Here is a 23,662-nt window from a genome sequence, read left to right as displayed (position 1 = left end):
GGCGGTTTAGTCGGGCAGCGTGTCCAGGGCCCGCTGCAGCCGGGCGATCGAAGACCCGACACCGAGTCGGTCCGCCAGCTCGGCGACCCGGGCCGGGTCGGCAGCCACCCGCGGCAGGGTGTCCGACGGCGTCGACAGCGTGACCGGCGCGTCGGTGGCCACCCGCACCACCGGACCGGCGGCGGCGATGTAGTCCCGGGCTGCCTGCAGCTTGGCCCGCACCCCCTTGGCCATCGCGGAGGCCGGATCGGCGGCAGCGGCCAGGACCGCCGCCAGCGAGCCGTATTGGGCCAGCAGCCCGACCGCCGTCTTCTCGCCGACGCCGGGCACTCCGGGCAGCCCGTCGGACGGATCACCGCGCAGCAGCGCCATTTCGGCGTAGGCGGCGCCGGCCCGCTGCGCCGGCAGGCCGTAGCGCTCAGCCACCTCCGCGGGCCCGAACAGCGTCGCGCGCGCCAGCCCGCGTCCCAGGTAGAGCACCGACACCGGTACCGGATGCTCAGCGACCACCTGCAGCAGATCGCGATCGCCGCTGACGACGATCACCGGGTCACGCCGCTCGGCTGCCGCCAGCGTGCCCAGTACGTCGTCGGCCTCGTAGTCGGGGGCGCCGGCGGTGGCGATCCCGAAGGCATCGAGCAACTCGGCGATCCATTCCACCTGGGGAGTCAGTTCGTCGGGCACCTCCTCGATGTCGGGGGCGTCAACGTCAGCCGGTGCCTCTTCGGCGACCCGGTGTGCCTTGTACGACGCGACGAGGTCCACCCGCCATTGCGGGCGCCAGTCCAGATCCAGGCAGACCGCCAGCCGATCGGGCTGCTGGCGGGTGATCAGGGTGGCCACCGAGTCGAAGAAGCCGCGCACCGCGTTCACCGGCCGGCCGTCAGGCGCGGTGATCGAGGACGGCACCCCGAAATAGGACCGGAACCACATACTGGCACCGTCGAGCAGCAGCACGGGAGCAGGCATGGCAGCCACCCTATTTGCCGCTGGTCGCCCCGCGAAACGCAACACCGCGACACCTCTCACGCGTGTCGCGTCGTGAGTTTCGCACTCGCCGACCGGATAGCCTGATGTGCGTGACTTCCCGGTTCGACAGCAGCGTCTACGCCCACCGCCTGGCCGCCGCGGTAGCCGCCACCGCGAAGACCGGCCTGGCCGGCCTGGTGATCACACCGGGCTACGACCTGCGCTACCTGACCGGGTCACGGGCTCAGACCTTCGAACGGCTCACCGCGCTGGTGCTGCCGGTGTCGGGCCCGCCCACCATGGTGGTGCCGCGACTGGAACTGGCGGCGCTGCGCGAATCCGCGGTGGCGGATCTGGGCGTGGCGGTGCGCGACTGGGTCGACGGCGAGGACCCCTACCGCATGGTGGGTGAGGCGCTGGGGGGCCGGCCGGCGGCCGCGGCGGTCACCGACGCGATGTCGGCGCTGCATCTCCTGCCACTCATCGATGTTCTCGGCGCCACCCCGGTGCTGGCCACCGCTGTGTTACGTGGATTGCGAATGATCAAGGACCCCAGCGAGATCGACGCGCTGCGCAAGGCCGGAGCGGCGATAGACCGGGTGCACGCCCGGGTACCGGAGTTCCTGGTCCCGGGCCGTACCGAAGCCGACGTCGCCGCCGACATCGCCGAGGCGATCGTGGCCGAGGGCCATTCGGAGGTGGCCTTTATCATCGTCGGTTCGGGCCCGCACGGCGCCGACCCCCACCACGAGTGTTCGCAGCGTGAACTTGCCGCCGGCGACGTCGTGGTCGTCGACATCGGCGGCCCGGTCGAACCCGGATACCACTCCGACTCGACTCGGACCTACAGCCTGGGCGAGCCGGAACCGGAGGTGGCCCAACGGTATTCGGTGTTGCAACGAGCACAACGCGCCGCGGTCGAGAGCGTCCGTCCGGGAGTCAGCGCCCGGCAGGTCGACGCCGCGGCACGCGATGTGCTGGCCGAAGCGGGGCTGGCGGAATACTTCGTGCACCGCACCGGTCACGGCATCGGCCTGTCGGTGCACGAAGAGCCGTACATCGTCGCCGGTAATGACCTCGCCCTGGCAGCCGGGATGGCGTTCTCGATCGAACCGGGCATCTACTTCCCCGGCAAGTGGGGCGCACGTATCGAGGACATCGTGATCGTCACCGCCGACGGCGCCGAGTCACTGAACAACCGGCCCCACGATCTGGTGGTGGTCGAGGTTTAGCGGGTACCGCGGTCGAGCAGATCCGCCGACCCCAGCACCCGTTCCACCTGTACTTCGATCACCACCCGCTGCGGATTGACCCGCGGTGTGCGGTAGCGCTGGGCGTAGCGCAGCTCGGCATCGCGGACCGCGGCGACCGCGTCGTTGACCGTCGCGCGGCCCTCCAGCGAGAGCCAGCGCGCGCCGTCGACCTGGCTGAGCACGGCTACACCGGCCCGGTCGGCGTTGACCGCTTTCTGCGAGCCGCCAGTGGTGATCACCCGGGCGATATGGGTTTTCGGGTCGAATGTGAAACCGACCGCGACCACATGCGGTGAGTTGTCGGCGCGCAGGGTGGTCAGCATCGCCAGGTGGCGTTCGGTGAGAAACGCCAGTGCGTCACTGGTGAGCCGGGTCGTCGCATTCGCCATCACCGTTCACGCTAGCGCAGGCGATAATCACAGCCGTGAACGACACGGTTGACGGGCCGGTGGTGATTTTCGGCGGCCGCAGTGAGATCGGGGGAGAACTGGCCTGCCGGCTGGCGCCCGGGGCGACGGTGGTGCTGGCCGCCAGGTCCGCCGACCGGCTCGACGCCGAGGCCGCCGCGGTGCGCGGCGCGGGTGCCATTGCCGTGCACACCGTCGAGTTCGACGCCGACGACCTGGCGAGCCACGGGCCGCTGGTCGCGCGGCTCATCGCCGAGCACGGGCCGATCGGCACCGCCGTGGTGGCCTTCGGGATTCTGGGCGACCAGGCACGCGCCGAGGCCGATGCCGCGCATGCCGTTGCCATCGTCCACACCGACTACGTCGCCCAGGTCAGTCTGCTCACTCACCTGGCCACGGCGATGCGAGCCGCCGGCCGGGGACGCATGGTGGTGTTCTCGTCGGTGGCCGGGGTGCGGGTGCGGCGCGCCAACTACGTCTACGGCTCGGCCAAAGCCGGCCTCGACGGGTTCGCCGGCGGACTTGCCGATGCGCTGCACGGCAGCGGGGTGGGATTGCTGATCGTTCGTCCGGGGTTCGTGATCGGACGGATGACCGACGGCATGAAACCGGCTCCGTTGGCCAGCACGCCGGCGCGGGTGGCGGCGGCGACGGCCCGCGCACTGGCCCGGGGGCGGCGCACGGTCGCGGTTCCCCGGCGGTTGCGGATGATGTTCGTAGCCATGCGACTGGTGCCGCAGCCCCTCTGGCGCCGGATGCCTCGGTGAGGCCCGAATACCCCGGTTACCGGGCAATTCGGGATGCCAGGACGCCTCAACCTATCAAGTTAATTAAAATTCACAACTAAATCACATGTGACGAGCTGGTTTCCGGCCTCCGAACAGCACTATGGTGTAAAACCATGGACGACCGTGATAAAGATCCCTCGGTAGTGCTGCCGTACCTGATCGGCCGGCCGCTGGCCGCCACCGAGGTCTACGAGGCCTTCGGCTACCGCAAATCCGCCTACTACAAGGCGGCCCACGAGGGCAGGCTGATCACCGCCGACAACTTGCTGCGGGTTGCCCAGCACTTCGGCCTGAACGCCGTGGACCTGCTGGTGCGCTACGGCCTGGTCTCGCCCGATGCGGTGGCCGCCTACATCGACTCGGCGCCGGCGGCCCCGCCGCTGCCCAAGATCGCCGAACTGCACCCGGTCGCGAGCCGGCCCCCGCTGTAGCCGCGCCGGCGCAGCTCGCCCGTTGGCGGATCGTTCCCGGCGCCGCGGCGCCGGGGGGACTAGATTCACCACTGTGGCCCCAATCTTCGCCGAGATCGCCAAATCCGACTACGTGTTGCTGACCACGTTCACCAAGGACGGTCGCGCCAAGCCCACCCCGGTGTGGGCCGCACCGGATGGCAATCGGCTGTTGGTGATCACCCAGGAGTCCTCCTGGAAGGTCAAGCGGATCCGCAACACACCGCGCGTCACCTTGACGCCGTGCGACATGCGGGGCCGGCCCAAGGGCGAGGCCATCGAGGCGGTGGCCGCCGTGTTGGACAAGGCGGACAACGGTGCCGTCTACGCCGCGATCGGCAAGCGGTACGGGGTCATCGGCCGGGTGTTCAACGTGTTCAGCAAACTGCGCGGCGGGATGCGCAACAACGTCGGGCTGGCGTTGACGCCGGCTGCCGGCTGACCCGACGACTGCGTCACATATAGTGGACTTTAATCATTAATATTAGGATGGTTGGTCCGAACCACCCGCCGACAACGAGGAGTTCCCGTGGCCGCCTTCACCTCCGACCAGATCCTCGGCGACATCGTGACCGCCGACCCATCGACGACCCGCATCCTGAGCAGGTTCGGGATCGACTTCTGCTGCCACGGCCAGCGGACGCTGCGTGATGCGTGCGCCGCCGACGGCGTGAACGCTGACGAGCTGCTCGCGGCGCTGAACAGCTCCGGTGAGCCCGCCCAGCGCGCCGACTGGGCCGACTTCGACGACACCTCGCTGATCGCCCACATCGTCAGCACTCACCACCGGTTCCTCTGGGACGAGTTCCCGCGGCTGGCGGAGCTGGTCGACAAGGTGGCGCGGGTGCACGGCCCCAACCACGGCGAGCTGGTACGCGTCCGCGAGCTCTTCCACCAGTTGCGCGCCGGCATGGAACCCCACCTGCGCACCGAGGAGACCATGTTGTTCCCCGAGATCAGCCTGCTCGCCGGCCGACCGGACCGGCCGCTCTCCGACGAGCTGCGCAACGAACTGGCCGAAAACCAGCAGGAGCACGACAACGCCGGCCACCTGCTCGCCGAACTGCGCAAGCTCACCGACGACTACACCGTTCCGGCAGACGCCTGCGCCAGCTACACCGCGATGCTGGCCGGCCTGGCGGAGCTGGAAAGCGACATCCACCTGCACGTGCACAAGGAGAACAACGTGCTGTTCCCGCGGGTGCTCGCCGCAGCCGGCAGTCTCGCCTGAGCTCAGCCGGCGGCCTGTAGGTGTTCGCCGAAGAACGCGAACACCCGCGCCCAGGCATCGGCGGTGGCGGCCTCGTTGTAGCCGAAGCCGGTGATGCGGAGCAGCGGCTGGGCCGGCAGCTTGTTGGCGAAGCTGTGTCCGGCTCCCGGATAGGTCTTGATGTCGTGCGGGATGTCGTGTTGCTCCACGACCCGGCGTAGCCGGTCGGGGGCTCCTCTCCCCAGCGGATCGCGGCCGCCGAAGCTGGCGACGATCGGGCAGGCGCCGGTGAGGGTCTCCTCCAGGCGCCGGGGCAGTGGCGTGCCGTAGAACGGGGCCGAGGCTCCAAACCCCTTGGGTGACAAGACCAGTGAGAACTGCCCGCCCATGCAGAAACCGGCGATTCCGACCGTGCCCGAACATTCCGGCATGCCCAACAGGTGGTCGCGGGCGGCCAGGATGTCATCCAGCGCGCGGCCGCGCTGGGTCAGCAGTTCCCGGAACACCCGGGTGATGCAGCGGGCCCGGCCGCCGCGGGAGTACAGGTTGGGCGACACGGCCAGATAGCCCGCGTCGGCGATGCGCTCGGAGATGGCCTCCATGTCTGCGGCGTAGCCGATCGCATCGTGGACCACCACCACGCCGGGCCATGGTCCGGGCCCTTCCGGAATGTCCAGCAGCGCTTCGATGGGCCCGTCGGGAGTGGCAACTTCGATGGTCGTCATGGCCTCAAGGTATTCCCCTGGGCGCCGGGTGGGAACCTCCTCGACGGTTCAGACGTTGGGGTGGCATGGCGAGCGCTGTGTTGCGGATCGTGCTGATCTACATCTTGGTCGAGTCGGCGGCGGTTGCCGCGCTGATCTGGGGGATCGGTTTCGGCTGGACCGCACTGCTGCTGGTGGGCGCATTTCTGGTCGGGCTGGCATTGGCGGCCGGGCAGATTAGGCGCCAGGTAGCCCGGTTGCGTTCCGGTGCGGGGCAGCGCGTGCTCGCCGACGGTGGGCTGATCGCGGCGGGCACGCTGCTGGTCGTGGTCCCCGGACCGGTGACCACGCTGGCGGGCCTGGCACTGCTGGCGCCTGGAACCAGGGCTGCTGTGCGCCCGCTGCTGGCCGGGGCGGCGGCCGCTGGGATCGGCCGCCGCACACCACTGGTGGCTGCCACGGTCGTCGGTCGACGCTGGTACACCGCCCGGCGCACGCCCGGCCGTCGCACCGACTACATCGACGCCGAATTCGTCGACGTCACCGAGACCCAACCGCCCGCCCTGTCCCACGGTTGATCCGGCACCCCGTACTTTCTACGTCGTGACCGTTGTGCCCGGGGCTCCCACGTCGCTGTTGCTCGGCGGACGTATCCACAGCCCGAGTCATCCCGATGCCACCGCGATGGCCGTCCGCGACGGGGTGGTCGCCTGGCTGGGCAGCGACGCCGTCGGTCGGGAGCAGTTTCCGCAAGCCGACGTCACCGACCTCGACGGGGCTTTGGTGACGCCCGGTTTCGTCGACAGTCATGTCCATGTCACCGAGACGGGGCTGTGCCGCACCGGCCTGGATCTGCGGCCGGCCAGCTCGCAGCGGCACTGTCTGCAGTTGATCGCCGATTACGCGGCGGCCCATCCCGACCAGCCGATCTGGGGCCACGGTTGGGACGAGTCGGGCTGGCCCGACGGTGCCGCCCCGGACACCGAGGCGCTCGACGCGGTGGTGGGCGAGCGCCCGGCCTACCTGTCCCGGGTTGACGTCCACTCGGCGCTGGCTTCGAGCGGGTTGCGCAAGCGGGTGCCGAAGCTGTCGGCGGAGTTCGGAATCGGGCCGCTGTCCGGCGCCGACCACCACCTGGTTCGTGCCGCGGCCCGCGAGCTGCTCACCGCGCCGCAGCGCGCCGCTGCCCGCACTGCCGCCCTCGATGCCGCCGCGGCGGTGGGCATCGTCGCGGTCCACGAGTGCGCCGGCCCGGATATCGGCGGCCTCGATGACTGGCGGGAGCTGCGGGCCCTGCACCATGGTGTCGAGGTCATCGGTTACTGGGGCGAACCGGTCACCAGTGCCGCCCGGGCGCGCGAACTGCTCGCCGACACCGGCGCCCGGGGTCTGGCCGGCGATCTGTTCGTCGATGGTGCGCTGGGTTCACACACCGCCTGGCTGCACGAGCCCTACGCCGACGCCGTCGGCTGCACCGGGGCGTGTCACCTGGACGCCGAGACCGTCGCGGCCCATCTGTGGGCGTGTACCGAGGCCGGGGTGACCGCCGGTTTCCACGTCATCGGGGACGCCGCGGTGTCCGCGGTGATCACGGCGCTGCAGCGGGTGGTTCAGCACTTCGGGGTCGCGGCGGTGGCTGCCTGCGGGCACCGGCTGGAGCATCTGGAGATGGTCAGTGCCGAACAGGCCGCCCAGCTGGGATCGTGGGGCGTGATCGCCAGTATGCAACCGGTTTTCGACGCGCTGTGGGGCGGCGTCGACGGCATGTACGCCCAGCGGTTGGGTGCGCAGCGGGCCGCCGGGCTGAACCCGTTCGCGCTGTTAGCATCCCAAGGCGTGCCTCTCGCGTTCGGTTCCGACAGCCCGGTCACCGAGCTCGATCCGTGGGCCGCGGTCCGCGCGGCCGCACACCACCGCACGCCGGGCAGCGCGGTGTCGATGCGAGCGGCGTTCGCCGCAGCCACCCGCGGCGGGTGGCGGGCTGCCGGCATCAACGACGGCGTCAGCGGAACCCTGGTGCCCGGCGCACCGGCCTCCTACGCCGTCTGGGAGCCCAGCCGGCTGGCCGTCGAGGCGCCGCGCGACACGGTTCAGCGATGGTCGACCGATCCGCGCTCCCGGGTGCCGGCGCTGCCGGTCCTGGAACCGGGCGACTCACCGCTGTGTCGGCGTACCGTGCACCGGGGCGTGGTGCTGCATGGCTGAGACCACCGACCCTCCCGACACCGTGGTCGCTGCCGGCCCGAAGCGGTTGGAGCGCCTCGGTATCGCGGCAGCCGACCGCTGGGCCCAACTGGCGGCGTCGGTGTTCGCCGGGATGCTGCTTCGAGCCAGCTTCCCGCCGCTGAACTGGTGGTGGGCGGCGATCCTGGCCTTCGGGCTGCTGAGTTGGGTGCTGATTCGCCGCGAGACCACCCTTGCCGGCGGTTTCGGTTACGGCCTGCTGTGCGGCCTGGCCTTCTATCTGCCGCTGCTGCCGTGGGTGGGCGGGCTGGTCGGCGCGCTGCCCTGGCTGATGCTGGCGGTGATGTGCGCGCTGTTTCCCGCCGTGTTCGGGGCGGCGGCGGTGGCGGTGCGCAATCTGGCGGGCTGGCCGGTGTGGTTCGCGCTGCTGTGGGCCGCGCAGGAATGGGCGAAGTCGGTGATCCCGTTCGGCGGATTCCCTTGGGGGGCTGTCGGATACGGCCAGACGGCGGGACCGCTGCTGCCGCTGGTCGCGCTGGGCGGGGTGCCGCTGCTGTCGCTAGCGGTGGCGCTGACCGGCGCTGCCGGGACCGCGCTTACCGTTGAGATCATCCGGTGGCTGCGGTCGGATACACCGCCGACAGCGGACAACGGCCGGCCGCCGGCGGTGCTGCTACCCGGCTTGTGCATCTGTCTGGTGCTGTTGTCGGCGGTCGCGGTGTGGCCCGGGGTGCGCCGCTCCGGCGCGGGCGCCGGTGACGACCCGGCGATTACGGTGGCGGCGGTGCAGGGCAACGTGCCGCGGCTCGGACTGGACTTCAACGCGCAGCGCCGCCAGGTGCTCGACTATCACGTCCGGGAAACGCTGCGGTTGGCCGACGACGTCGAGGCCGGGCGGGCGGCCGCGCCGCTGTTCGTGATCTGGCCGGAGAACGCGTCCGATATCGATCCGATGGCGAACGCCGATGCCGCGCGGGAGATCACCATGGCCGCCCAGGCGATCGATGCCCCAATCCTGGTGGGCACCGTCCGCGCGGCACCCGGCTGGACCCGGGAGAAGCCGGTGGCGACGAACTCGGTGCTGGTGTGGGATCCGCGGACCGGTCCGGGGGAGAGCCACGACAAGCGGATCGTGCAGCCGTTCGGGGAGTACCTGCCATGGCGCGGGTTCTTCCGTCACCTGTCCGGCTACGCCGACCGGGCAGGCTATTTCGTGCCGGGCGACGGCGACGGCGTGGTGCATGTCGCGGGCGTTCCGGTCGGCGTGGCCACCTGCTGGGAGGTGATCTTCGACCGGGCGCCCCGGGAATCGGTGTTGGCCGGTGCCCAGCTGCTGGCCGTGCCGTCGAACAACGCCACGTTCGACGAGGCCATGAGCGAGCAGCAGCTGGCGTTCGCCAAGGTGCGCGCGGTCGAGCATGACCGCTACGTCGTCGTCGCGGGAACCACCGGGATCAGCGCGGTGATCGCTCCCGACGGGCGCGAACTGGCCCGCACGGCATTCTTCGAGCCCGCCTACCTGGACACCCACGTGCGGCTCAAGACCGCGCTGACCCCGGCCACCCGGTGGGCGCCGATCCTGCAGTGGGTGCTGCTCGGCGCGGCTGTTGCGGGCCTGCTGGCGGCAGTACGGCAAAATAGTCGCTTCACATGGTTCAAGCGTCGTAGCACCGGCGCCGATGTTGACTCCGAGGAGCGGCGCCGATGAGTGATCGTCCCAGCCTGCACACGCTGGTGGTGGTTCCCACCTACAACGAGCTGGAGAATCTGCCGATCATCCTCGGCCGGCTGCAGCAGGCCCGCCCGGACGTGCACGTCCTGGTGGTCGACGACGGCAGCCCCGACGGCACCGGCCAGCTGGCCGACGAGCTGGCCGCCGCCGACCCGGACCGCATCCACGTGATGCACCGCACCGCCAAGGCCGGCCTGGGCGCGGCCTACCTCGCCGGTTTCGCCTGGGGGCTGTCCCGCCATTACGAGGTGATCGTCGAGATGGACGCCGACGGCAGCCATGCCCCCGAGCAGCTCTACCGGCTGCTGGAAGCGATCGATGCGGGAGCCGACGTGGCAATCGGTTCGCGCTACGTCGACGGCGGCGCGGTGCGCAACTGGCCGGTGCGCCGCCTGGTGCTGTCCAAGACCGCCAACACCTATGCCCGGCTACTGCTGGGGGTGGGTATCCACGACATCACCGCCGGGTACCGGGCCTACCGTCGCGGGGTGCTGGACAAGATCGGCCTGGACGCGGTGGACTCGAAGGGCTACTGCTTCCAGGTCGACCTCACCTGGCGGGCGGTCAACAACGGTTTCACCATCACCGAGGTGCCGATCACCTTTACCGAGCGCGAACTGGGCGTCTCCAAGATGAGCGGCTCCAATATCCGCGAAGCGATGGTCAAGGTCGCCCGCTGGGGGATCGGCGGCCGGATCAACCGGCTCCGGGGCCGGCGCGGCTGAGAAAACCCCCGCGTCAGCCGCGACGGCGGCTCTTGATCAGGTCCAGGCGCTCCTTGAGCAGCTCTTCGAGGTCCTCGATCGAACGGCGCTCCAACAGCATGTCCCAGTGCGTGCGCGGCGGCTTGACCTTCTTCGGCTCGGGCACGTCGCCCTCGAGCAGGGTGCCCTCCAGGCCGTTGCGGCACATCCAGGTGCCCGGGATCTCCGCGTCGTCGGCGAACGGAACCTCGAACTCTTCACCGTTTTCGGTGCGGTACCGCGCCATCCGGCGCGGCGCCAAGTCATGGTTGCGGTCGGTCTCGTAGCTCACGGCGCCCAGCCGACTGCCCCGCAGTACACGATCAGCCATGACCCACACTCCTTAGAACCTGTTTGTCTTCGAATTCGTCTCGCATTGACAACGCGAGCGGGCCCTGTGCAGTTCCCGGCGCACGCGGCACAGCCCCTAATGATACCGGGATCGGCGCAACGGCCGGACTAAGGTGTTCAGGCGTGCCGCGCAGTCCCCGCCCCCAACCTTGTCGATGGTGCGGCCGCGACGTGGGCGACGCCGGGATCGGCCGGCGCCGACAGTACTGCCGCCAATCCTGCCGGCAGCGCGCCTACGAGCAGCGTGCCCTGATCAGCAGCGGCAAGACGACCGCGCTGGCGCCTGATTCGGTGGTGCTCTCCGCCGAGGAGGCGACGGCCTTATCCGACCGGGTGTATCAGGTGCGGTGCGCGGCCGAGGACATCGCGACCGCCCTGGCCGAGGGCGCGCCACGCGATGAGCTGCAGCAGCTGTGCGAGGCGTTGCTGCAGGCCGTCGAATCCGCCGACCGGTGGCGTTGAGGCGTCAGCTGGCGCAGCTGTACAGCTTGCCGGCGTCGGCGGGCGGCGGCACCGGACGCAGGCAGCCGAACACGCCGATGTCTTCCGGGCTGAACCGCACCGCCGAGCGGTGCGCGTAGTTGACGCAGAACAACCCAGCCCGGTCCGCGCGGCAGCGGTAGTCGCCGAACGACAGCACCGCTCCGTCGGGCAGTTCGGCCCCCTGCCCGTGCAGGAACCGGCCCGGGTCGCCGTGAGCCGACCCGACACGCAGCGTGTTGCCGGCGTAGTCGACCCGGCCGCCCTGCCACTGCCCGTAGATCTCCTCGGGCTGCCCCGGCGGGTTCACCAGATCCACCACGCAGGCCAGCGGGCTGTCGGGGGAGTCGGAATCGGTCATGCAATTGGTGGCCCGCCGCGGCGCGGCCGAGACGGTGAACGCGACTTCCTCGATCAGGTCGGTGGTGGCGCCGTCGCGGGACGCGCTGTGATAGCCGGCGGCGTCCACGGGCCGGCCGGCCTCGATCCAGGCGATGACATCGGCGATCGGCGCGCCGGGGGAGGGAGCGGCCGCCGGCTTCGGCGACGTCGAGGCCGGCGAAGGCGCGGATGACGGCGCGGTGGTAGCCGTGGCACTCGACCCGCTCGGGGCCGGCTCCGGCTCATCGACCGTCGCGCGGGAGCATCCGGCGAGCAACAGCAACACGACGATGAGGCCGGTGAGACGCATGCCGTTAGGCTAACCGCCGTGTTCAGGCGGCGGTCCAGCCTCACCTCTCCTGCGTCGAGGTTCGCTAACCGCCGTGCTCATGCGGCGGTCCAGCCTCACCTCTCCTTCGTCGAGGTTCGCTAACCGCCGTGCGGTTCGTTACCGTTCGGCTCATGCATGACAACCCTGTGCAGGCCAGTATCGCCACCGGCGTCGTGGAGGGTTTCGCCCGCGACGGGGTGCGCCGGTGGCGTTCCATCCCGTATGCCCGGCCGCCGGTGGGCCCGCTCCGCTTTCGGGCGCCCGAGCCTGCTGAGCCGTGGTCGGGGGTACGTCACTGCCACGGGTTCACCAACTGCGCACCCCAGGCGCGGATGTACACCATGCTGGGCCCGGGCCGCTTCCAGCCGACCAGTGAGGACTGCCTGACCCTCAACGTGGTGGCCCCCGAGGAAGCCGGTGACGGCCCGCTGCCGGTCATGGTGTTCATCCACGGTGGTGGCTACATCCTGGGCAGCTCGGCCACCCCGATCTACGACGGGGCGGCGCTGGCTCGCCGCGGCTGCGTGTACGTGTCGGTCAACTACCGGCTCGGTGCGCTCGGCTGCCTGGATCTGTCGTCGCTGTCGACCTCCGCGGTCACCGTGGACAGCAACCTGTATCTGCGTGATCTGGTGTTGGCGCTGCGCTGGGTCCGCGAGAACATCGCAGCGTTCGGCGGCGACCCCGACAATGTCACCATTTTCGGCGAGAGCGCCGGTGCGCACACCGTCGCCACGCTACTGGCGGTGCCGCAAGCCGAGGGCCTGTTCGCCCGGGCGATCGCCGAGAGCCCCGCCGCCGGCATGGTTCGCAGTTCCGAGGTTGCCGCGGAGTTCGCCGACCGGTTCGCCGCGCTGCTGGGTGTGCGTTCCCCCGACGCCGCGCACACCCTGCTGCGGGTGTCGCCGGCCGAGCTGCTGGCAGCCCAGGACCGGTTGCTCGCCGACGGCACCCGCGACATGCTCGGCGCGTTCCCGATCGGGCCGATGTTCGGCGACGACCTGTTGCCGCTGGACCCGGTCGAGGCGATGCGGCGCGGTTCGGCCCACCGGGTACCGCTCATCGTCGGCAGCAACGCACACGAGGGCCGGTTGTTCACCCGGTTCTTGAGGATGTTGCCGACGACCGAGCCGATGGTCGAGGCGGTGCTGGCCAACACCGAGGCGGGCGTGCGCGACCGCATCATCGCCGCCTACCCCGATTACCCCGACCGGAAGGCCTGCATCCGCCTGGGCGGCGACTTCGCGTTCAATGCGGCGGTGTGGGAGATCGCCGAAGCGCACGGGGGGCATGCACCCACCTACGTCTACCGCTACGACTACGCGCCGCGGATGCTGCGCTGGTCGGGGATGGGCGCCACGCATGCCACCGAACTGTTCGCCGTGTTCGACGTCTACCGCAGCGGCGGCCTGGGCCGGCTGCTCACCGCCGGCGCGGACCGTCGGGCGGCGATCCGGGTCAGTGGCCAGGTGCAGCGGCGCTGGCTGGCGTTCAGCCGGGACGGGGTGCCCGGCGACGACTGGCCGGCCTACGACCGGTCCGACCGCGCCGTCATGGTGTTCGACCACACGACGCGGGTGGAGTTCGACCCGTCGCCGGAGCGCCGGATGGCCTGGGCGGGGTTCACCCTGGCGCGCTAGCGATCGGGCGCGTCGGCGATCAGGTGCGGATCACCCGGGTGCCGCCGGCCAACTCGTCGTGCTTGCCCTGCTTGGTCGCGCTGCCGCTGATCGTCAGCGCGATCACGACATAGGCGACGAAAGCCAGCAGCGGACCGAGGTAGGGCAGTACCGCCAGCAGCGTGAAGGCGTTGCGGACGGCCGATTGCCCTAGCGTGGGCTTGGACGCACCGTCGGGCCCGCGCACCGCCAGCCCGAGCAGCCGTTTGGCCGGGGTGGACCCCTGGGTGACCTCGAACAAGATGAAGTAGCCGTAGGTCAGCACACCGGAGAACAGGCCGGTCACCAGGAACGGATAGTCGTCGGCGAACACGAACAGCGACAGCGCGAAGGCCACGATGCTGACCAGTACACCGTCGATGAGCCGGGCCCAGAAGCGCCTGCCCAGTCCACCCGGCTTGTGCCCCCATGCGGGCTGCTGTCCCCAGCCCTGCGGGGGCGGGTAGGAGCCGGGCTGGCCATAGCCGGGGCCGTTCGGGCCGAAATCGCCGGTTGCCATCAGATGCGCTCCTGACCACGTTGGATGTCCGCCAATGTACCGTGGCGGACCGGGACGATACGGGATTCTGCGGACGGCGAAACGGCATGTACCAAACCGCGGTGGTGGTCATTGTCGCGCTGCACCTGGGGTTCGTCTGCTACGTCGCGGTCGGCGGTTTCCTGGCGGTGCGGTGGCCGCGCAGCATCTGGCTGCACGGCGCGGCGGTGCTGTGGGCGGTGCTCATCGTTGTCGCCCAGCTGGACTGCCCGCTGACCTGGCTGGAGCGTTACGCCCGCGCCCGGGCGGGAATGACACCGCTGCCTCCGGAGGGATTCATCGCCCACTATCTGACCGGCGTGCTCTACCCGGCCGGCTGGAGCGCAGCCGTCGAGGCGGCGGTGCTGGCGGCAGTCGGCGTGTCGTGGGTGATCTACGGCCGCGCCGTGCTGCGGCGCCGGCGATACGGTGGTGATCATGCGGGCGCTGATCATCGTCGACGTGCAGAACGACTTCTGTGACGGCGGCGCGCTGCCGGTGACCGGCGCTGTCGAGGTCGCCCGCGACATCACCCGATACCTCGACAGCGAGACCGCACGCGACCGCTACCACTACGTCGTGGCGACCAAAGACTGGCACATCGACCCCGGTGGGCACTTCTCGCAGCGTCCGGACTACGTGACGTCGTGGCCGCCGCATTGCCGCGCCGGAACACCCGGTGCGGATCTTCATCCCGCGCTACCCACCGACCGGATCGACGCCGTCTTCACCAAAGGTGACTACGACGCCGGCTACAGCGGATTCGGCGGCGTCGACGACACCGGCACCGCACTGGGCGACTGGCTGCGCCGGCGCAACGTGGACCGTGTCGATGTGGTCGGCGTCGCGACCGACTACTGTGTGCGCCGCACCGCCGAGGACGCGGTCCGCGCCGGGTTCGCCACCGCGGTGCTGCCGCAACTGACCGCGGGGGTGGCCGTCGACTCGGCGGCCGCTGCGCTGACGGCGATGCGCAGCGCCGGTATCACCGTGGTGGAGGAAGCCTGATGACGGACGCGATAGCGCAACATCTGCTGGCCACCGTCGAGCAGTCGCCGGCCGCGGCCGCCGCCCACGACCGGGCCGGCTGGGTGGGTCTGTTCAGCGCCGACGGCCAGGTGGAGGACCCGGTGGGCTCCCGCCCGCACGTCGGTGCCGAACAGATCGGCCGGTTCTACGACACGTTCATCGGCCCGCGCGACATCACCTTCCACCGCGACCTGGACATCGTGCGGGGCACGACGGTGGTGCGCGATCTGGAACTCGAGGTCGCGATGGGGCCGTCGGTGATCATGCACATCCCGGCGATCCTGCGCTATGACCTGACCGAAGACGACCCGACCGAAGATGGCCCCACCGAAGACCTCACCGAAGACCTCACCGGGGCCGGTCGCCGATGGAAGCTGCGGCGGTTGCGCGCCTACTGGGAGCTGCCGGCGATGATGCGCCGGTTCCTCGGCAACGGCGTTGCGGCGGCGCCCGCCGCGGTCCAGCTGTCGCGATCACTGCTGCGCAACCAACGCCTCGCCGGCACCGCCGGGTTCGCCGCCGGATTTCGACGGCCGGCCGGCCGGGGCAAGAGGCCGGTGCGGGCCTTCCTCGCCGCCGTCTCCTCCGGCGAGTTGTCCACTGTCACTGCGGCGCTATCACCCGCTGTGACAATGACTTACGGCGATGACACCGTCATCGATCTCGCCGAGCTCGCCGCCCGGCTGGTGGGCGCCCGCCCGACGAAGCTGCTGGCGGCCGGCCGCACCGTCGCGGTTTCCCTCACCGCTGCGCAGCAGCGCGGGGTGCTGTTCGCCGACGTGGACCGCGGCGGCCGGGCGATCACCACGGTCCGGTACTTCGCAGAAGACTGAGTCGCCACTCGGGGCGAGGATAAGCTCAACGGCGTGCCAAGCTTTCGAATCGCCGAAGTCGCCGAATTGCTCGGGGTCAGCGACGACACCGTGCGGCGCTGGATCGACTCCGGTCGCCTGTCGGCGTCCACGGGCAGTGGACCTCGGGTGGTCGACGGAGCCGAGCTGGCGCGGTTCGCCCAGGAGCGCGCGTCGGTGGAGCCGGTGTCGCGCAATCCGGTGGTGGGCCAGTCCGCCCGCAACCGGCTGGTCGGGCTGGTCACCAACGTGACTCGTGACACGGTGATGGCGCAGGTCGATGTGCAGGCCGGTCCCTTCCGGCTGGTGTCGCTGGTCAGCCGGGAGGCCGCCGACGAACTGCGGTTGCAGCCCGGCAGCCTGGTCGTCGCCTCGGTCAAAGCCACCAACGTCGTGCTGGAACTGCCGCGCCGGGCTGGTTCCGCCGGTCACACCGATCCGGCGGCCGAGTTCGGATAGCTCAGGCCAGCAACATCACCAGCGACGCCGTCGACAGCAGTAGGTACACGGCGGGAAAGCCGATGTTGTACCAGACGCCGGCCCGCATATGCGTCACGACGGCCCCGATGAAGAAGGCGACCAGCCCGGCCGCGGCGGCCGGACCGATGAGCGGGACGCCCGCCAGTCCGATGAGCAGACCGGCGCCGCCGGCCAGCTTCAGCCCGCCCAGCATCGGCAGCCACGATCGCGGCACCCCGACCTGGGCCGAATTGGCCAGGACGAACGGTGCCGGAATGAAGTCGGCGACGGCGATGGCGATCGTGATGACGGCCGTCACGGTGATGGTCGCCAGGTAGAGGGTCGATACGCTCATGATGTTGGTCTTCCTTTCGTCGGTGGATGTGGCTATCCCTGTCCAATGACGACTCCCGGACGGCGAAGGTGACCCATGAGCGATGAGAAAGTCCTGGCGGAGCAGTTCGAAGACCTTCGCCACCGCCTGCATGCGGTGGCATTCCACCTGCTCGGATCGAGCGCCGACGCCGACGACGCGGTTCAGTCGGCCTGGCTGAAGGCCAGCGGCGCCGACTTCACCGCGGTGGACAACCTGCCCGGCTGGCTCACCACGATCACCGCCCGCACCGCGATGGATCAGGTGCGGGCGCGTGCCCGGCGCGGCGAGCGCCCGCTGTCCGAGGCCCTCGGCGCCGCCGCCGTTCCGGCCGCCGACGAAGCGGTGTTGCGCTCCGATGCGGTCAGCCGTGCGCTGCTGGTGGTGCTGGATCGGTTGTCGCCGGCGCAGCGGGCCGCCTTCGTGCTGCACGACGTGTTCGACATACCGTTCGAGCAGGTCGGTGAAGCGCTGGATCGGTCGGCGGATGCGGCCAAGAAGCTGGCCAGTCGGGCACGAGCACGGTTACACGCCGGGCCGGCCGCCGAACCGCGGCGCCGTGCCGAGCACCTGCGGGTGGTGTCGGCCTTTTTGGCGGCCTCGCGCGGCGGCGACATCCCGGCGCTGCTCGAGTTGCTGGCACCGGAGGTGGTACGCCGGGTCGACCCGCTGCTGGTGCCCGCCGATGTGCCCGTCGAGCTGCGTGGTGCCGCCGACATCGCCACCGAGACCCGCCGCTTCACCCGCCGGGCCCGCGCCGGTGCGGTGTTGTTGGTCGACGACGCACCCGGCATCGCGATCGCGCCCGGGGGCCGGCTGCTGGCCGTGCTGAGCATCGGCATTGGTGACGACGGGCGCATCGACGCCATCGACATCGTCGGCGATCCCGACCGGCTGCGCCCCTTGACGCTGCGGCTACCGGAAACCGGCCGGGCGTGAACTCCCGCGACGGCTCATCGCCGCCGTCCGGTTCTGCTTGGATGGGTCACGCGAACCGATTCGGCAGTCAATAGGGGGCATCCTATGCCAGAGGAAGTGAAGGCTCCGGCGGAAGCGAAGGCTCCCGCGGAGGCGCCGGTGGCGGTCAAGGCACGCGGCATCACCATGACCGGCCCGTGGGGGCGGGTTTTCGGCCCGCTCGATCTGGACGTAGCCGCCGGCGGGGTCAGCTTGCTGATCGGACCGCCCGGATCGGGACGCACCGCGTTGCTGATGAACCTCGCGGGCCGGATGAAGCCCTCGGCGGGATCGGTCACGGTGTTCGGGCACAGCAAGGCCCGCGACATCTTCGATGTCGCCGCCCTGGCCGGCGTGGAACACCTCGACGCGATCTTCGAGTCGGTCACGGTCCGCGATCTGATAACCGAGCAGATCCGCTGGGACGCAGCCTGGTACCGGCTGGTGCGGCGCGCCGGCGAAGCCGAACGCGACGCCGTGTGCGGGCCGGTCTTCGGTGACCTGCCGCCGCCCCGGCTGGACGATTACGTCGAGCAACTCGACGAACTGACCGGTCTGTTGTTGCGCATCGCGCTGGCTAATACCGCGCGTCCGCCGCTGCTGGTGGTCGGCAGCATCGACCAGGTCACCAGCGACCGCGACCGCCAGGTGCTGGTCGGCCGACTGGTCGAGCTGGGGGAACGCCAGACCGTGATCACCGCCTCGGCCAACGAGCTCCCGGAGGGCTCGGGGGTTGCCGCGCAGATCCACGTCGAACACCTGGAACCGGCCGACGTCACCGGTCACGGCAGACACGAGAAGAGGGACTCCTGATCATGCTCGCCGGAATGTCGTTGGGCACCGACCTGAAACGCTATTCACGCGGCACCATGCCGCGGGTGGCCCTGCTCACCATCATCGTGCTGCCACTGCTCTACGGCGCAATGTACTTGTGGGCGTTCTGGAATCCATTCGCCGCCATCGACAAGATCCCGGTCGCGCTGGTCAACTCCGACACCGGCGCCACCGTCGGGGGACAGCAGCTGCGGGCCGGCGACGAGGTGACTCGCGGGTTGGTCGACTCCGGCCAGCTCGATCTACACGAGGTATCGGAAAGTGAAGCCGCCAAAGGGGTTTCCGACGGCACGTATTACTTCTCGATCACGCTGCCGCCAGACTTCAGCACGGCGGTGGTCTCACCGGCGGGCCCGCACCCGCAGAAGGCGCAGATCCAGTTCCGGTTCAACGACGCCAACAACTACCTGGCGTCGGTCATGGGCCAGAACGCCGCCCGCGAGGTACTCAACCAGGTCGGCGCCAAGGTCGGCCAGCAGGTGATCGGCACCGCGCTGACCCAGGTGACCGACGAGGTGAAGCAGGCGGCCGACGGCGCCGGCCGGCTGTCGGAGGGCTCGAAGACGTTGGCCGACAATCTCGGCACGGCACGCGACGGTTCGGCCGCGCTCGCCGATGGCAGCCGGCGATTGTCGGCGGGCATCCAGCAGGCCACCGATCCACTGCTGAAGCTGACCGACGACCTCGCCGCCATGGGCTTCGACCCGAACGCCGCCGGTGCCGCCGCGACCGCGTTGAGCGGCAACATCAAAACGGTGTCCGACCGGATCGCCTCGCTCAACGTCAATTACCAGCAGGCAGCCGGGATCGTCAACCAGGTGGTGGACGCGTTGCGCGCCAACCCCGACCCGGCGGTGCGCGGGCTCGGCGACACCCTGGCCGGCGCTCAGCGGCTGCTCGCCGTCAAGGGGCTCGACCCGGCCACCGACGAGGGGCTGAACCAGTTGCGCGGCAACGCCCAGAAGCTGACGGGCGACCTGGCCGACCCGGGTAGCGGGCTGCGCACGTTCATCACCCACGCCCTCGACGGCGGACTCAAGAATGATCTGGTCGCGCTGCGTGACGGCGCAACCGACCTCGACGCCGGGGCGCACCAGCTCAGCGACGGCCTGGTCCAGCTCGCCGACGGCAGCAACCGACTCGAGGACGGTGCCAGGCAGTTGGCCGACGGGCTGGGACAGGCGGATCAGCGCGCCTCGACGATCACCGACCAGCAGCGCGTGGAGGTGTCGCAGATCCTGGCCAGCCCGGTCGGGGTCGATATGGACTTCACCCATCACGCCGCTACCTTCGGCACCGGATTCGCCCCGTTCTTTCTGCCGCTGGCATTGTTCATCGGTTCGCTGATCATTTGGATGTTGCTGACCCCGTTGCAGACTCGTGCCATCGTCAATGGCCTCGGCGCGGTGCGGGTGGTGCTGGCCTCCTATTGGCCCGCGCTGCTGCTGGGTGTCTGCCAGGTGGTGCTGATGTATGCGGTGGTGCATTTCGGGGTCGGGCTGCAGGCGCGCTACGCCGCGGGCACGGTCGCCTTCCTGGCGTTGATCGCGGCGTCGTTCCTGGCGATGATCCAGGCCTTCAACGCGGTGCTCGGCGTCGCGGTCGGCCGGGTGGTCGCGCTGGCGTTCCTGATGTTCCAGCTGGTGTCCTCCGGCGGGGTCTATCCCGTGGAGACGACCGCCAGGCCGTTCCAGATCCTGCACCCCTACGATCCGATGACATACGCCGTCAACGGTTTACGGCAGTTGACCGTCGGCGGTATCGACTCCAGGTTGTGGACGTCGGTGGCGGTGCTGGCCGGCATCCTCGTCGTATCGCTGGCCGCCAGCGCCTGGGCCGCGCGCCGAGATCGCCAGTTCACCCTCGAACGTCTCTACCCGCCGATCGAAGTGTGACGGTCGCGCCGGTGCAGCCTCGGAGCGGAACACCGTTGCGGCGCCGCACCGTGCTTCGCGGCGCCGCGGCGCTGGGGCTGGCCGCCGCGGCGCCGTGGCCGTCGGCGTGCGGAGCCGATGACGACGCACTGCGGTTCTTCTTCGCGGCCAACCCGGAGGAGGCCGACGCCCGGATGCGCATCGTGGACGCCTTCCAGCGCCGGCACCCCGACATCCGGGTGCGCACCGTGCTGGCCGGGGGAGACCCCACCCAGCAGATCTCGACGTTCTGCGCCGGCGGCAGATGCCCGGATGTGCTGATGGCCTGGGAGTTCAACTACGCCGAGCTGGCCCAACGCGGCGTGCTGGCGGACCTGAACACGCTGCTGGACACCGACCGCGAGTTCGCCGCGGCGTTGCGCGCCGACAGCATCCCGGCACTGTATGAGACGTTCAGCTTCAACGGCGGCCAGTACGCCTTTCCGGAGCAGTGGTCGGGGGCGTTCCTGTTCTACAACACCGCGATCTTCGCCGAGGCCGGCGTTCCGCCGCCGCCGGGACGCTGGGATGAGCCGTGGTCCTTCGGGGAATTCCTGGACACCGCAACCGCACTGACCCGGCGCGCCGCCAACGGCAGAGTCACCCGGTGGGGGTTCGTCGACACCTGGTCACCGCCGTATTCGGCGGCGTTGTTCGGCATGAACAACGGCACGCCCTGGGCGGTGCCGCGGTTCAACCCCACCCACCTCAATTACGACGACGACGCCTTCCTCGCCGGCATCCAGTTCTACGCCGACCTGGCAAACGTGCATCGCGTGGCGCCGGCCGCCTCCGACACCCAGGCGATGTCCACCATGGGGTTGTTCACCGCGGGCAAGGCGGCGATGGCGCTGGGCGGGCATTGGCGCTACCAGACTTTCGCCCAGGCCGAGGATCTCCAGTTCGATGTGGCGGTGCTGCCGACGGGGCCGGCCGCTGCCGCCAAGGGCCTGGCCGCCCGCTCGGCCATCGGCAGCACCGGCCTGGCGATCGCCGCCGCCAGCCGCCACCGCCGGCAGGCGTGGGAATTCGTCAAGTTCGCCGCGGGCCCGGTGGGCCAATCGCTGATCGGAGAGTCCGGGCTGTTCGTGCCGGTGCTGCGATCCGCGATCGCCGCCCCCGGGTTCACCGCCGCCCACCGCGGGATCACCAATCTGGCGGTGCTCACCGGCGGCCCGGCCCACTCCGAGGGACTGCCGGTCTCGCCGGACTGGCAGCGGGTACACGCTTTGATGGACCGCGCGATCGGGCCGGTGCTGCGCGGAAAGCACCCGGCCGCCACCCTCAAGACCGGTCTGTCACCCCAGATCGACGAATTGTTGGCTTCCCGATGAATCCCACGCGAGCATGAACCCGACACGCAGGCGGGCACGGGCGGGCCGGTGGTTCATCGCCCCGAATCTGGCGGCGGTCACGGTGTTCCTGGCGTTTCCGCTGGCGTTCTCCCTCTATATGAGCTTTCAGCAGTGGGATCTGTTCACGCCGCCGAAGTTCGTCGGCGTAACGAACTACTCCGATCTGTTGACCGGGGACCCGCTGTTCGGCATCGCGGTCCGCAACACCACGGTCTTCACCGTCGGCACGGTGGTGCCGACGGTGGTGATCAGTCTGGCGGTGGCCGGATTGCTGAACCGGGCGGTCAGGGGCATCGGGTTGTTCCGGGCGATCGCCTTCCTGCCGTTGGCGGTGTCCTCGGTGGTGATCGCGGTGGTGTGGCAGTTCGTGTTCAACACCGACAGTGGCCTGCTCAACATCATGCTCGGCTGGGTCGGCGTTTCGCCGGTGCCGTGGCTCACCGAGCCGCACTGGGCGATGGCATCGCTGTGCCTGGTCAGCGTGTGGAAGAGCGTGCCGTTCGCGACGGTGATCCTGTTGGCGGCCATGCAGGGTGTTCCCGAGTCGCTGCACGAGGCCGCCCGCATCGACGGCGCCGGGGAGGTGCGGCGCTTCGTGTCGATCACGGTGCCGATGATCCGGGGCGCACTCTGGTTCGTGGTGGTGATCTCGGTCATCAACGCGTTTCAGGCGTTCGACCTGGTCTATGTGCTCACCGGCAGCAGCGGCGGCCCGGAGACGGGCACGTATGTGTTGGCCATCATGCTGTTTCAGCACGCGTTCGCGTTCCTGGACTTCGGTTACGCATCCGCGCTGGCGTGGGTGATGTTCGCCGTGCTGCTGGCGTTGACGATCATCCAACTGCGGTTGTCGCGGCGAAACGCGGTGGACCAGTGACGGGGCAGCGGGTGCGGCACCGCATCGCCGGACTGCTGGGCGTGTACGCCGGGTTGGCCGCCGTCGCGGCATGTGCGCTGTTCCCGATCCTGTGGGCGCTGTCGGGGTCACTGAAACGCCAGGCCGAGATCAGCCTGCCGATGCTGTTGCCGGCGCATCCGCAGTGGTCGAACTACCTCGAGGTGTTCGCCCGGATGCCGTTCTGGCGGATGTTCTTCAACACCGTGCTCTACGCCGGTTGTGTGACGGTAGGGCAGGTCTTCTTCTGCTCGCTGGCCGGCTATGCCTTCGCCCGGTTGCCGTTCACCGGGCGCGACACCCTGTTTGTGTTGTACCTGGCCACGTTGATGGTGCCGCTGACGGTCACGGTGATTCCGCAGTTCATCTTGATGCGCGTGTTCGGCTGGACCGACACCGTGTGGGCGATGATCATCCCGGGACTGTTCGGCGGCGCGTTCGGCACCTATCTGATGCGGCAGTTCTTCGCGACGCTGCCCGTCGACCTCGAGGAGGCGGCCATACTCGACGGCTGTTCGCCGTGGGGTGTCTACTGGCGGATTCTGCTGCCACACGCCAAGCCGGCGGTGATGGTGTTGGCGGTACTGACCTGGATCAACGTCTGGAACGATTTCCTGTGGCCGCTGTTGATGATCCAGCGCGAGGAGATCGCCACCCTTACGCTCGGACTGGTGTGGATGCAGGGGGAGTACGTCGCCGAATGGCCGGTGCTGATGGCGGCGTCCATGCTGATGTTGGCTCCGCTGATCCTGATCTACGCCGTGGCACAGCGCGCCTTCGTCAGCGGGATCGCCGCCACCGGATTCGGTGGGCGGTAG

28 protein-coding genes are annotated in these 23,662 nt (G+C 69.8%); 21 read left to right on the top strand and 7 right to left on the bottom strand.

Going from position 1 to position 23,662, the window contains the following annotated elements; all coding sequences use genetic code 11:
• Positions 1 to 6: 6 nt before the first annotated feature.
• The gene (locus ACAG20_RS03450; protein ID WP_370491542.1) at positions 7 to 969 is read right to left on the bottom strand and encodes a 5'-3' exonuclease H3TH domain-containing protein; all 963 of its coding nucleotides are present in this window, start codon (positions 967 to 969) and stop codon (positions 7 to 9) included.
• Positions 970 to 1,073: 104 nt separating this feature from the next.
• On the opposite strand from ACAG20_RS03450, the gene ACAG20_RS03445 reads away from it, so the two are divergent.
• Entirely contained in the window at positions 1,074 to 2,201 is a 1,128-nt protein-coding gene (locus tag ACAG20_RS03445; protein ID WP_370491541.1) for a M24 family metallopeptidase, read from the top strand.
• On the opposite strand, the gene ACAG20_RS03440 is transcribed toward ACAG20_RS03445, so the two are convergent.
• A complete protein-coding gene (locus tag ACAG20_RS03440) occupies positions 2,198 to 2,611 on the bottom strand; it encodes a F420-dependent biliverdin reductase (RefSeq protein WP_013829042.1) in 414 nt (137 codons plus the stop codon). The genes ACAG20_RS03445 and ACAG20_RS03440 overlap by 4 nt on opposite strands.
• Before the next feature lie 35 nt (positions 2,612 to 2,646).
• On the opposite strand from ACAG20_RS03440, the gene ACAG20_RS03435 reads away from it, so the two are divergent.
• The 4 genes from ACAG20_RS03435 to ric all read left to right on the top strand — a co-directional run bounded on the left by ACAG20_RS03435 (position 2,647) and on the right by ric (position 5,097).
• The gene (locus ACAG20_RS03435; protein WP_112688988.1) at positions 2,647 to 3,396 is read left to right on the top strand and encodes an SDR family NAD(P)-dependent oxidoreductase; all 750 of its coding nucleotides are present in this window, start codon (positions 2,647 to 2,649) and stop codon (positions 3,394 to 3,396) included.
• A gap of 134 nt (positions 3,397 to 3,530) precedes the next feature.
• Positions 3,531 to 3,848, top strand: coding sequence for a hypothetical protein (locus ACAG20_RS03430; RefSeq protein WP_370491540.1), 318 nt, complete (start codon positions 3,531 to 3,533; stop codon positions 3,846 to 3,848).
• Positions 3,849 to 3,921: 73 nt separating this feature from the next.
• Complete coding sequence (locus ACAG20_RS03425) at positions 3,922 to 4,308, top strand: PPOX class F420-dependent oxidoreductase (protein WP_370491539.1); 387 nt, start codon at positions 3,922 to 3,924, stop codon at positions 4,306 to 4,308.
• Positions 4,309 to 4,395: 87 nt separating this feature from the next.
• Positions 4,396 to 5,097 carry an iron-sulfur cluster repair di-iron protein gene (ric, locus tag ACAG20_RS03420; RefSeq protein WP_112688992.1) on the top strand — a complete coding sequence of 234 codons (702 nt, stop codon included), beginning with the start codon at positions 4,396 to 4,398 and terminating at the stop codon, positions 5,095 to 5,097.
• A 2-nt stretch (positions 5,098 to 5,099) separates the two neighbouring features.
• Here the strand turns inward: ric and ACAG20_RS03415 are convergent, their stop codons facing one another.
• Positions 5,100 to 5,801: a dienelactone hydrolase family protein gene (locus ACAG20_RS03415; protein ID WP_112688994.1), complete on the bottom strand. Its 702-nt coding sequence runs from the start codon at positions 5,799 to 5,801 to the stop codon at positions 5,100 to 5,102.
• Positions 5,802 to 5,866: 65 nt separating this feature from the next.
• Between ACAG20_RS03415 and ACAG20_RS03410 the strand changes: the two genes are divergently transcribed.
• The 4 genes from ACAG20_RS03410 (at position 5,867) to ACAG20_RS03395 (ending at position 10,421) form a co-directional block, all read left to right on the top strand.
• Positions 5,867 to 6,358 (top strand): FxsA family protein, encoded by a 492-nt coding sequence (locus tag ACAG20_RS03410; RefSeq protein ID WP_112688996.1) that lies wholly within the window; start codon positions 5,867 to 5,869, stop codon positions 6,356 to 6,358.
• A gap of 106 nt (positions 6,359 to 6,464) precedes the next feature.
• The gene (locus ACAG20_RS03405; RefSeq protein ID WP_370491731.1) at positions 6,465 to 7,985 is read left to right on the top strand and encodes an amidohydrolase; all 1,521 of its coding nucleotides are present in this window, start codon (positions 6,465 to 6,467) and stop codon (positions 7,983 to 7,985) included.
• Entirely contained in the window at positions 7,978 to 9,672 is a 1,695-nt protein-coding gene (lnt, locus tag ACAG20_RS03400) for an apolipoprotein N-acyltransferase (protein ID WP_370491538.1), read from the top strand. The genes ACAG20_RS03405 and lnt overlap by 8 nt, the downstream gene beginning before the upstream one ends.
• Positions 9,669 to 10,421: a polyprenol monophosphomannose synthase gene (locus ACAG20_RS03395; protein WP_370491537.1), complete on the top strand. Its 753-nt coding sequence runs from the start codon at positions 9,669 to 9,671 to the stop codon at positions 10,419 to 10,421. The genes lnt and ACAG20_RS03395 overlap by 4 nt, the downstream gene beginning before the upstream one ends.
• Positions 10,422 to 10,434: 13 nt before the next feature.
• Here the strand turns inward: ACAG20_RS03395 and ACAG20_RS03390 are convergent, their stop codons facing one another.
• A complete protein-coding gene (locus ACAG20_RS03390; RefSeq protein WP_112683718.1) occupies positions 10,435 to 10,770 on the bottom strand; it encodes an RNA polymerase-binding protein RbpA in 336 nt (111 codons plus the stop codon).
• Between the two features lie 143 nt (positions 10,771 to 10,913).
• On the opposite strand from ACAG20_RS03390, the gene ACAG20_RS03385 reads away from it, so the two are divergent.
• Positions 10,914 to 11,252, top strand: coding sequence for a hypothetical protein (locus ACAG20_RS03385; RefSeq protein WP_370491536.1), 339 nt, complete (start codon positions 10,914 to 10,916; stop codon positions 11,250 to 11,252).
• 4 nt (positions 11,253 to 11,256) lie between these two features.
• Here ACAG20_RS03385 and ACAG20_RS03380 read toward each other — a convergent pair whose 3' ends face one another.
• Positions 11,257 to 11,961 (bottom strand): hypothetical protein, encoded by a 705-nt coding sequence (locus tag ACAG20_RS03380; protein ID WP_370491535.1) that lies wholly within the window; start codon positions 11,959 to 11,961, stop codon positions 11,257 to 11,259.
• A gap of 152 nt (positions 11,962 to 12,113) precedes the next feature.
• On the opposite strand from ACAG20_RS03380, the gene ACAG20_RS03375 reads away from it, so the two are divergent.
• Complete coding sequence (locus tag ACAG20_RS03375; RefSeq protein WP_370491534.1) at positions 12,114 to 13,622, top strand: carboxylesterase/lipase family protein; 1,509 nt, start codon at positions 12,114 to 12,116, stop codon at positions 13,620 to 13,622.
• Positions 13,623 to 13,641: 19 nt separating this feature from the next.
• Here the strand turns inward: ACAG20_RS03375 and ACAG20_RS03370 are convergent, their stop codons facing one another.
• Positions 13,642 to 14,160, bottom strand: coding sequence for an RDD family protein (locus ACAG20_RS03370; protein WP_370491533.1), 519 nt, complete (start codon positions 14,158 to 14,160; stop codon positions 13,642 to 13,644).
• A gap of 86 nt (positions 14,161 to 14,246) precedes the next feature.
• On the opposite strand from ACAG20_RS03370, the gene ACAG20_RS03365 reads away from it, so the two are divergent.
• Genes ACAG20_RS03365 through ACAG20_RS03350 form a run of 4 tightly spaced genes read left to right on the top strand, consistent with a single transcriptional unit; the run spans position 14,247 to position 16,517 of the window.
• Positions 14,247 to 14,660: a DUF2784 domain-containing protein gene (locus ACAG20_RS03365; protein ID WP_370491532.1), complete on the top strand. Its 414-nt coding sequence runs from the start codon at positions 14,247 to 14,249 to the stop codon at positions 14,658 to 14,660.
• Positions 14,617 to 15,186 (top strand): isochorismatase family protein, encoded by a 570-nt coding sequence (locus ACAG20_RS03360; RefSeq protein ID WP_370491531.1) that lies wholly within the window; start codon positions 14,617 to 14,619, stop codon positions 15,184 to 15,186. The genes ACAG20_RS03365 and ACAG20_RS03360 overlap by 44 nt, the downstream gene beginning before the upstream one ends.
• The gene (locus tag ACAG20_RS03355) at positions 15,186 to 16,040 is read left to right on the top strand and encodes a ketosteroid isomerase family protein (protein WP_370491530.1); all 855 of its coding nucleotides are present in this window, start codon (positions 15,186 to 15,188) and stop codon (positions 16,038 to 16,040) included. Before ACAG20_RS03360 ends, ACAG20_RS03355 begins: the two co-directional genes overlap by 1 nt.
• A 33-nt stretch (positions 16,041 to 16,073) precedes the next feature.
• Positions 16,074 to 16,517: a molybdopterin-binding protein gene (locus ACAG20_RS03350; RefSeq protein ID WP_370491529.1), complete on the top strand. Its 444-nt coding sequence runs from the start codon at positions 16,074 to 16,076 to the stop codon at positions 16,515 to 16,517.
• A gap of 1 nt (position 16,518) precedes the next feature.
• Here ACAG20_RS03350 and ACAG20_RS03345 read toward each other — a convergent pair whose 3' ends face one another.
• Positions 16,519 to 16,872, bottom strand: a complete 354-nt coding sequence (locus ACAG20_RS03345) for a DoxX family protein (protein ID WP_370491528.1) — start codon at positions 16,870 to 16,872, stop codon at positions 16,519 to 16,521.
• 75 nt (positions 16,873 to 16,947) lie between these two features.
• Here ACAG20_RS03345 and ACAG20_RS03340 point away from each other — a divergent pair, with 75 nt between their 5' ends.
• The 6 genes from ACAG20_RS03340 to ACAG20_RS03315 all read left to right on the top strand — a co-directional run bounded on the left by ACAG20_RS03340 (position 16,948) and on the right by ACAG20_RS03315 (position 23,662).
• Complete coding sequence (locus ACAG20_RS03340; RefSeq protein ID WP_370491527.1) at positions 16,948 to 17,829, top strand: sigma-70 family RNA polymerase sigma factor; 882 nt, start codon at positions 16,948 to 16,950, stop codon at positions 17,827 to 17,829.
• 84 nt (positions 17,830 to 17,913) lie between these two features.
• Positions 17,914 to 18,660, top strand: a complete 747-nt coding sequence (locus ACAG20_RS03335; protein WP_370491526.1) for an ATP-binding cassette domain-containing protein — start codon at positions 17,914 to 17,916, stop codon at positions 18,658 to 18,660.
• 2 nt (positions 18,661 to 18,662) lie between these two features.
• Positions 18,663 to 20,576, top strand: a complete 1,914-nt coding sequence (locus ACAG20_RS03330; protein WP_370491525.1) for a YhgE/Pip family protein — start codon at positions 18,663 to 18,665, stop codon at positions 20,574 to 20,576.
• Positions 20,577 to 20,587: 11 nt separating this feature from the next.
• Positions 20,588 to 21,928, top strand: coding sequence for a sugar ABC transporter substrate-binding protein (locus ACAG20_RS03325; protein ID WP_370491524.1), 1,341 nt, complete (start codon positions 20,588 to 20,590; stop codon positions 21,926 to 21,928).
• Between the two features lie 13 nt (positions 21,929 to 21,941).
• On the top strand, positions 21,942 to 22,826 hold the full coding sequence (locus ACAG20_RS03320; protein ID WP_370491523.1) for a carbohydrate ABC transporter permease: 885 nt from the start codon (positions 21,942 to 21,944) through the stop codon (positions 22,824 to 22,826).
• Positions 22,823 to 23,662 (top strand): carbohydrate ABC transporter permease, encoded by an 840-nt coding sequence (locus tag ACAG20_RS03315; protein WP_370491522.1) that lies wholly within the window; start codon positions 22,823 to 22,825, stop codon positions 23,660 to 23,662. The genes ACAG20_RS03320 and ACAG20_RS03315 overlap by 4 nt, the downstream gene beginning before the upstream one ends.

The organism is Mycobacterium sp. pW045, assembly GCF_041287085.1.
Lineage (GTDB): Bacteria > Actinomycetota > Actinomycetes > Mycobacteriales > Mycobacteriaceae > Mycobacterium > Mycobacterium algericum_A.
This window is presented reverse-complemented; position numbering and strand designations above follow the sequence as displayed.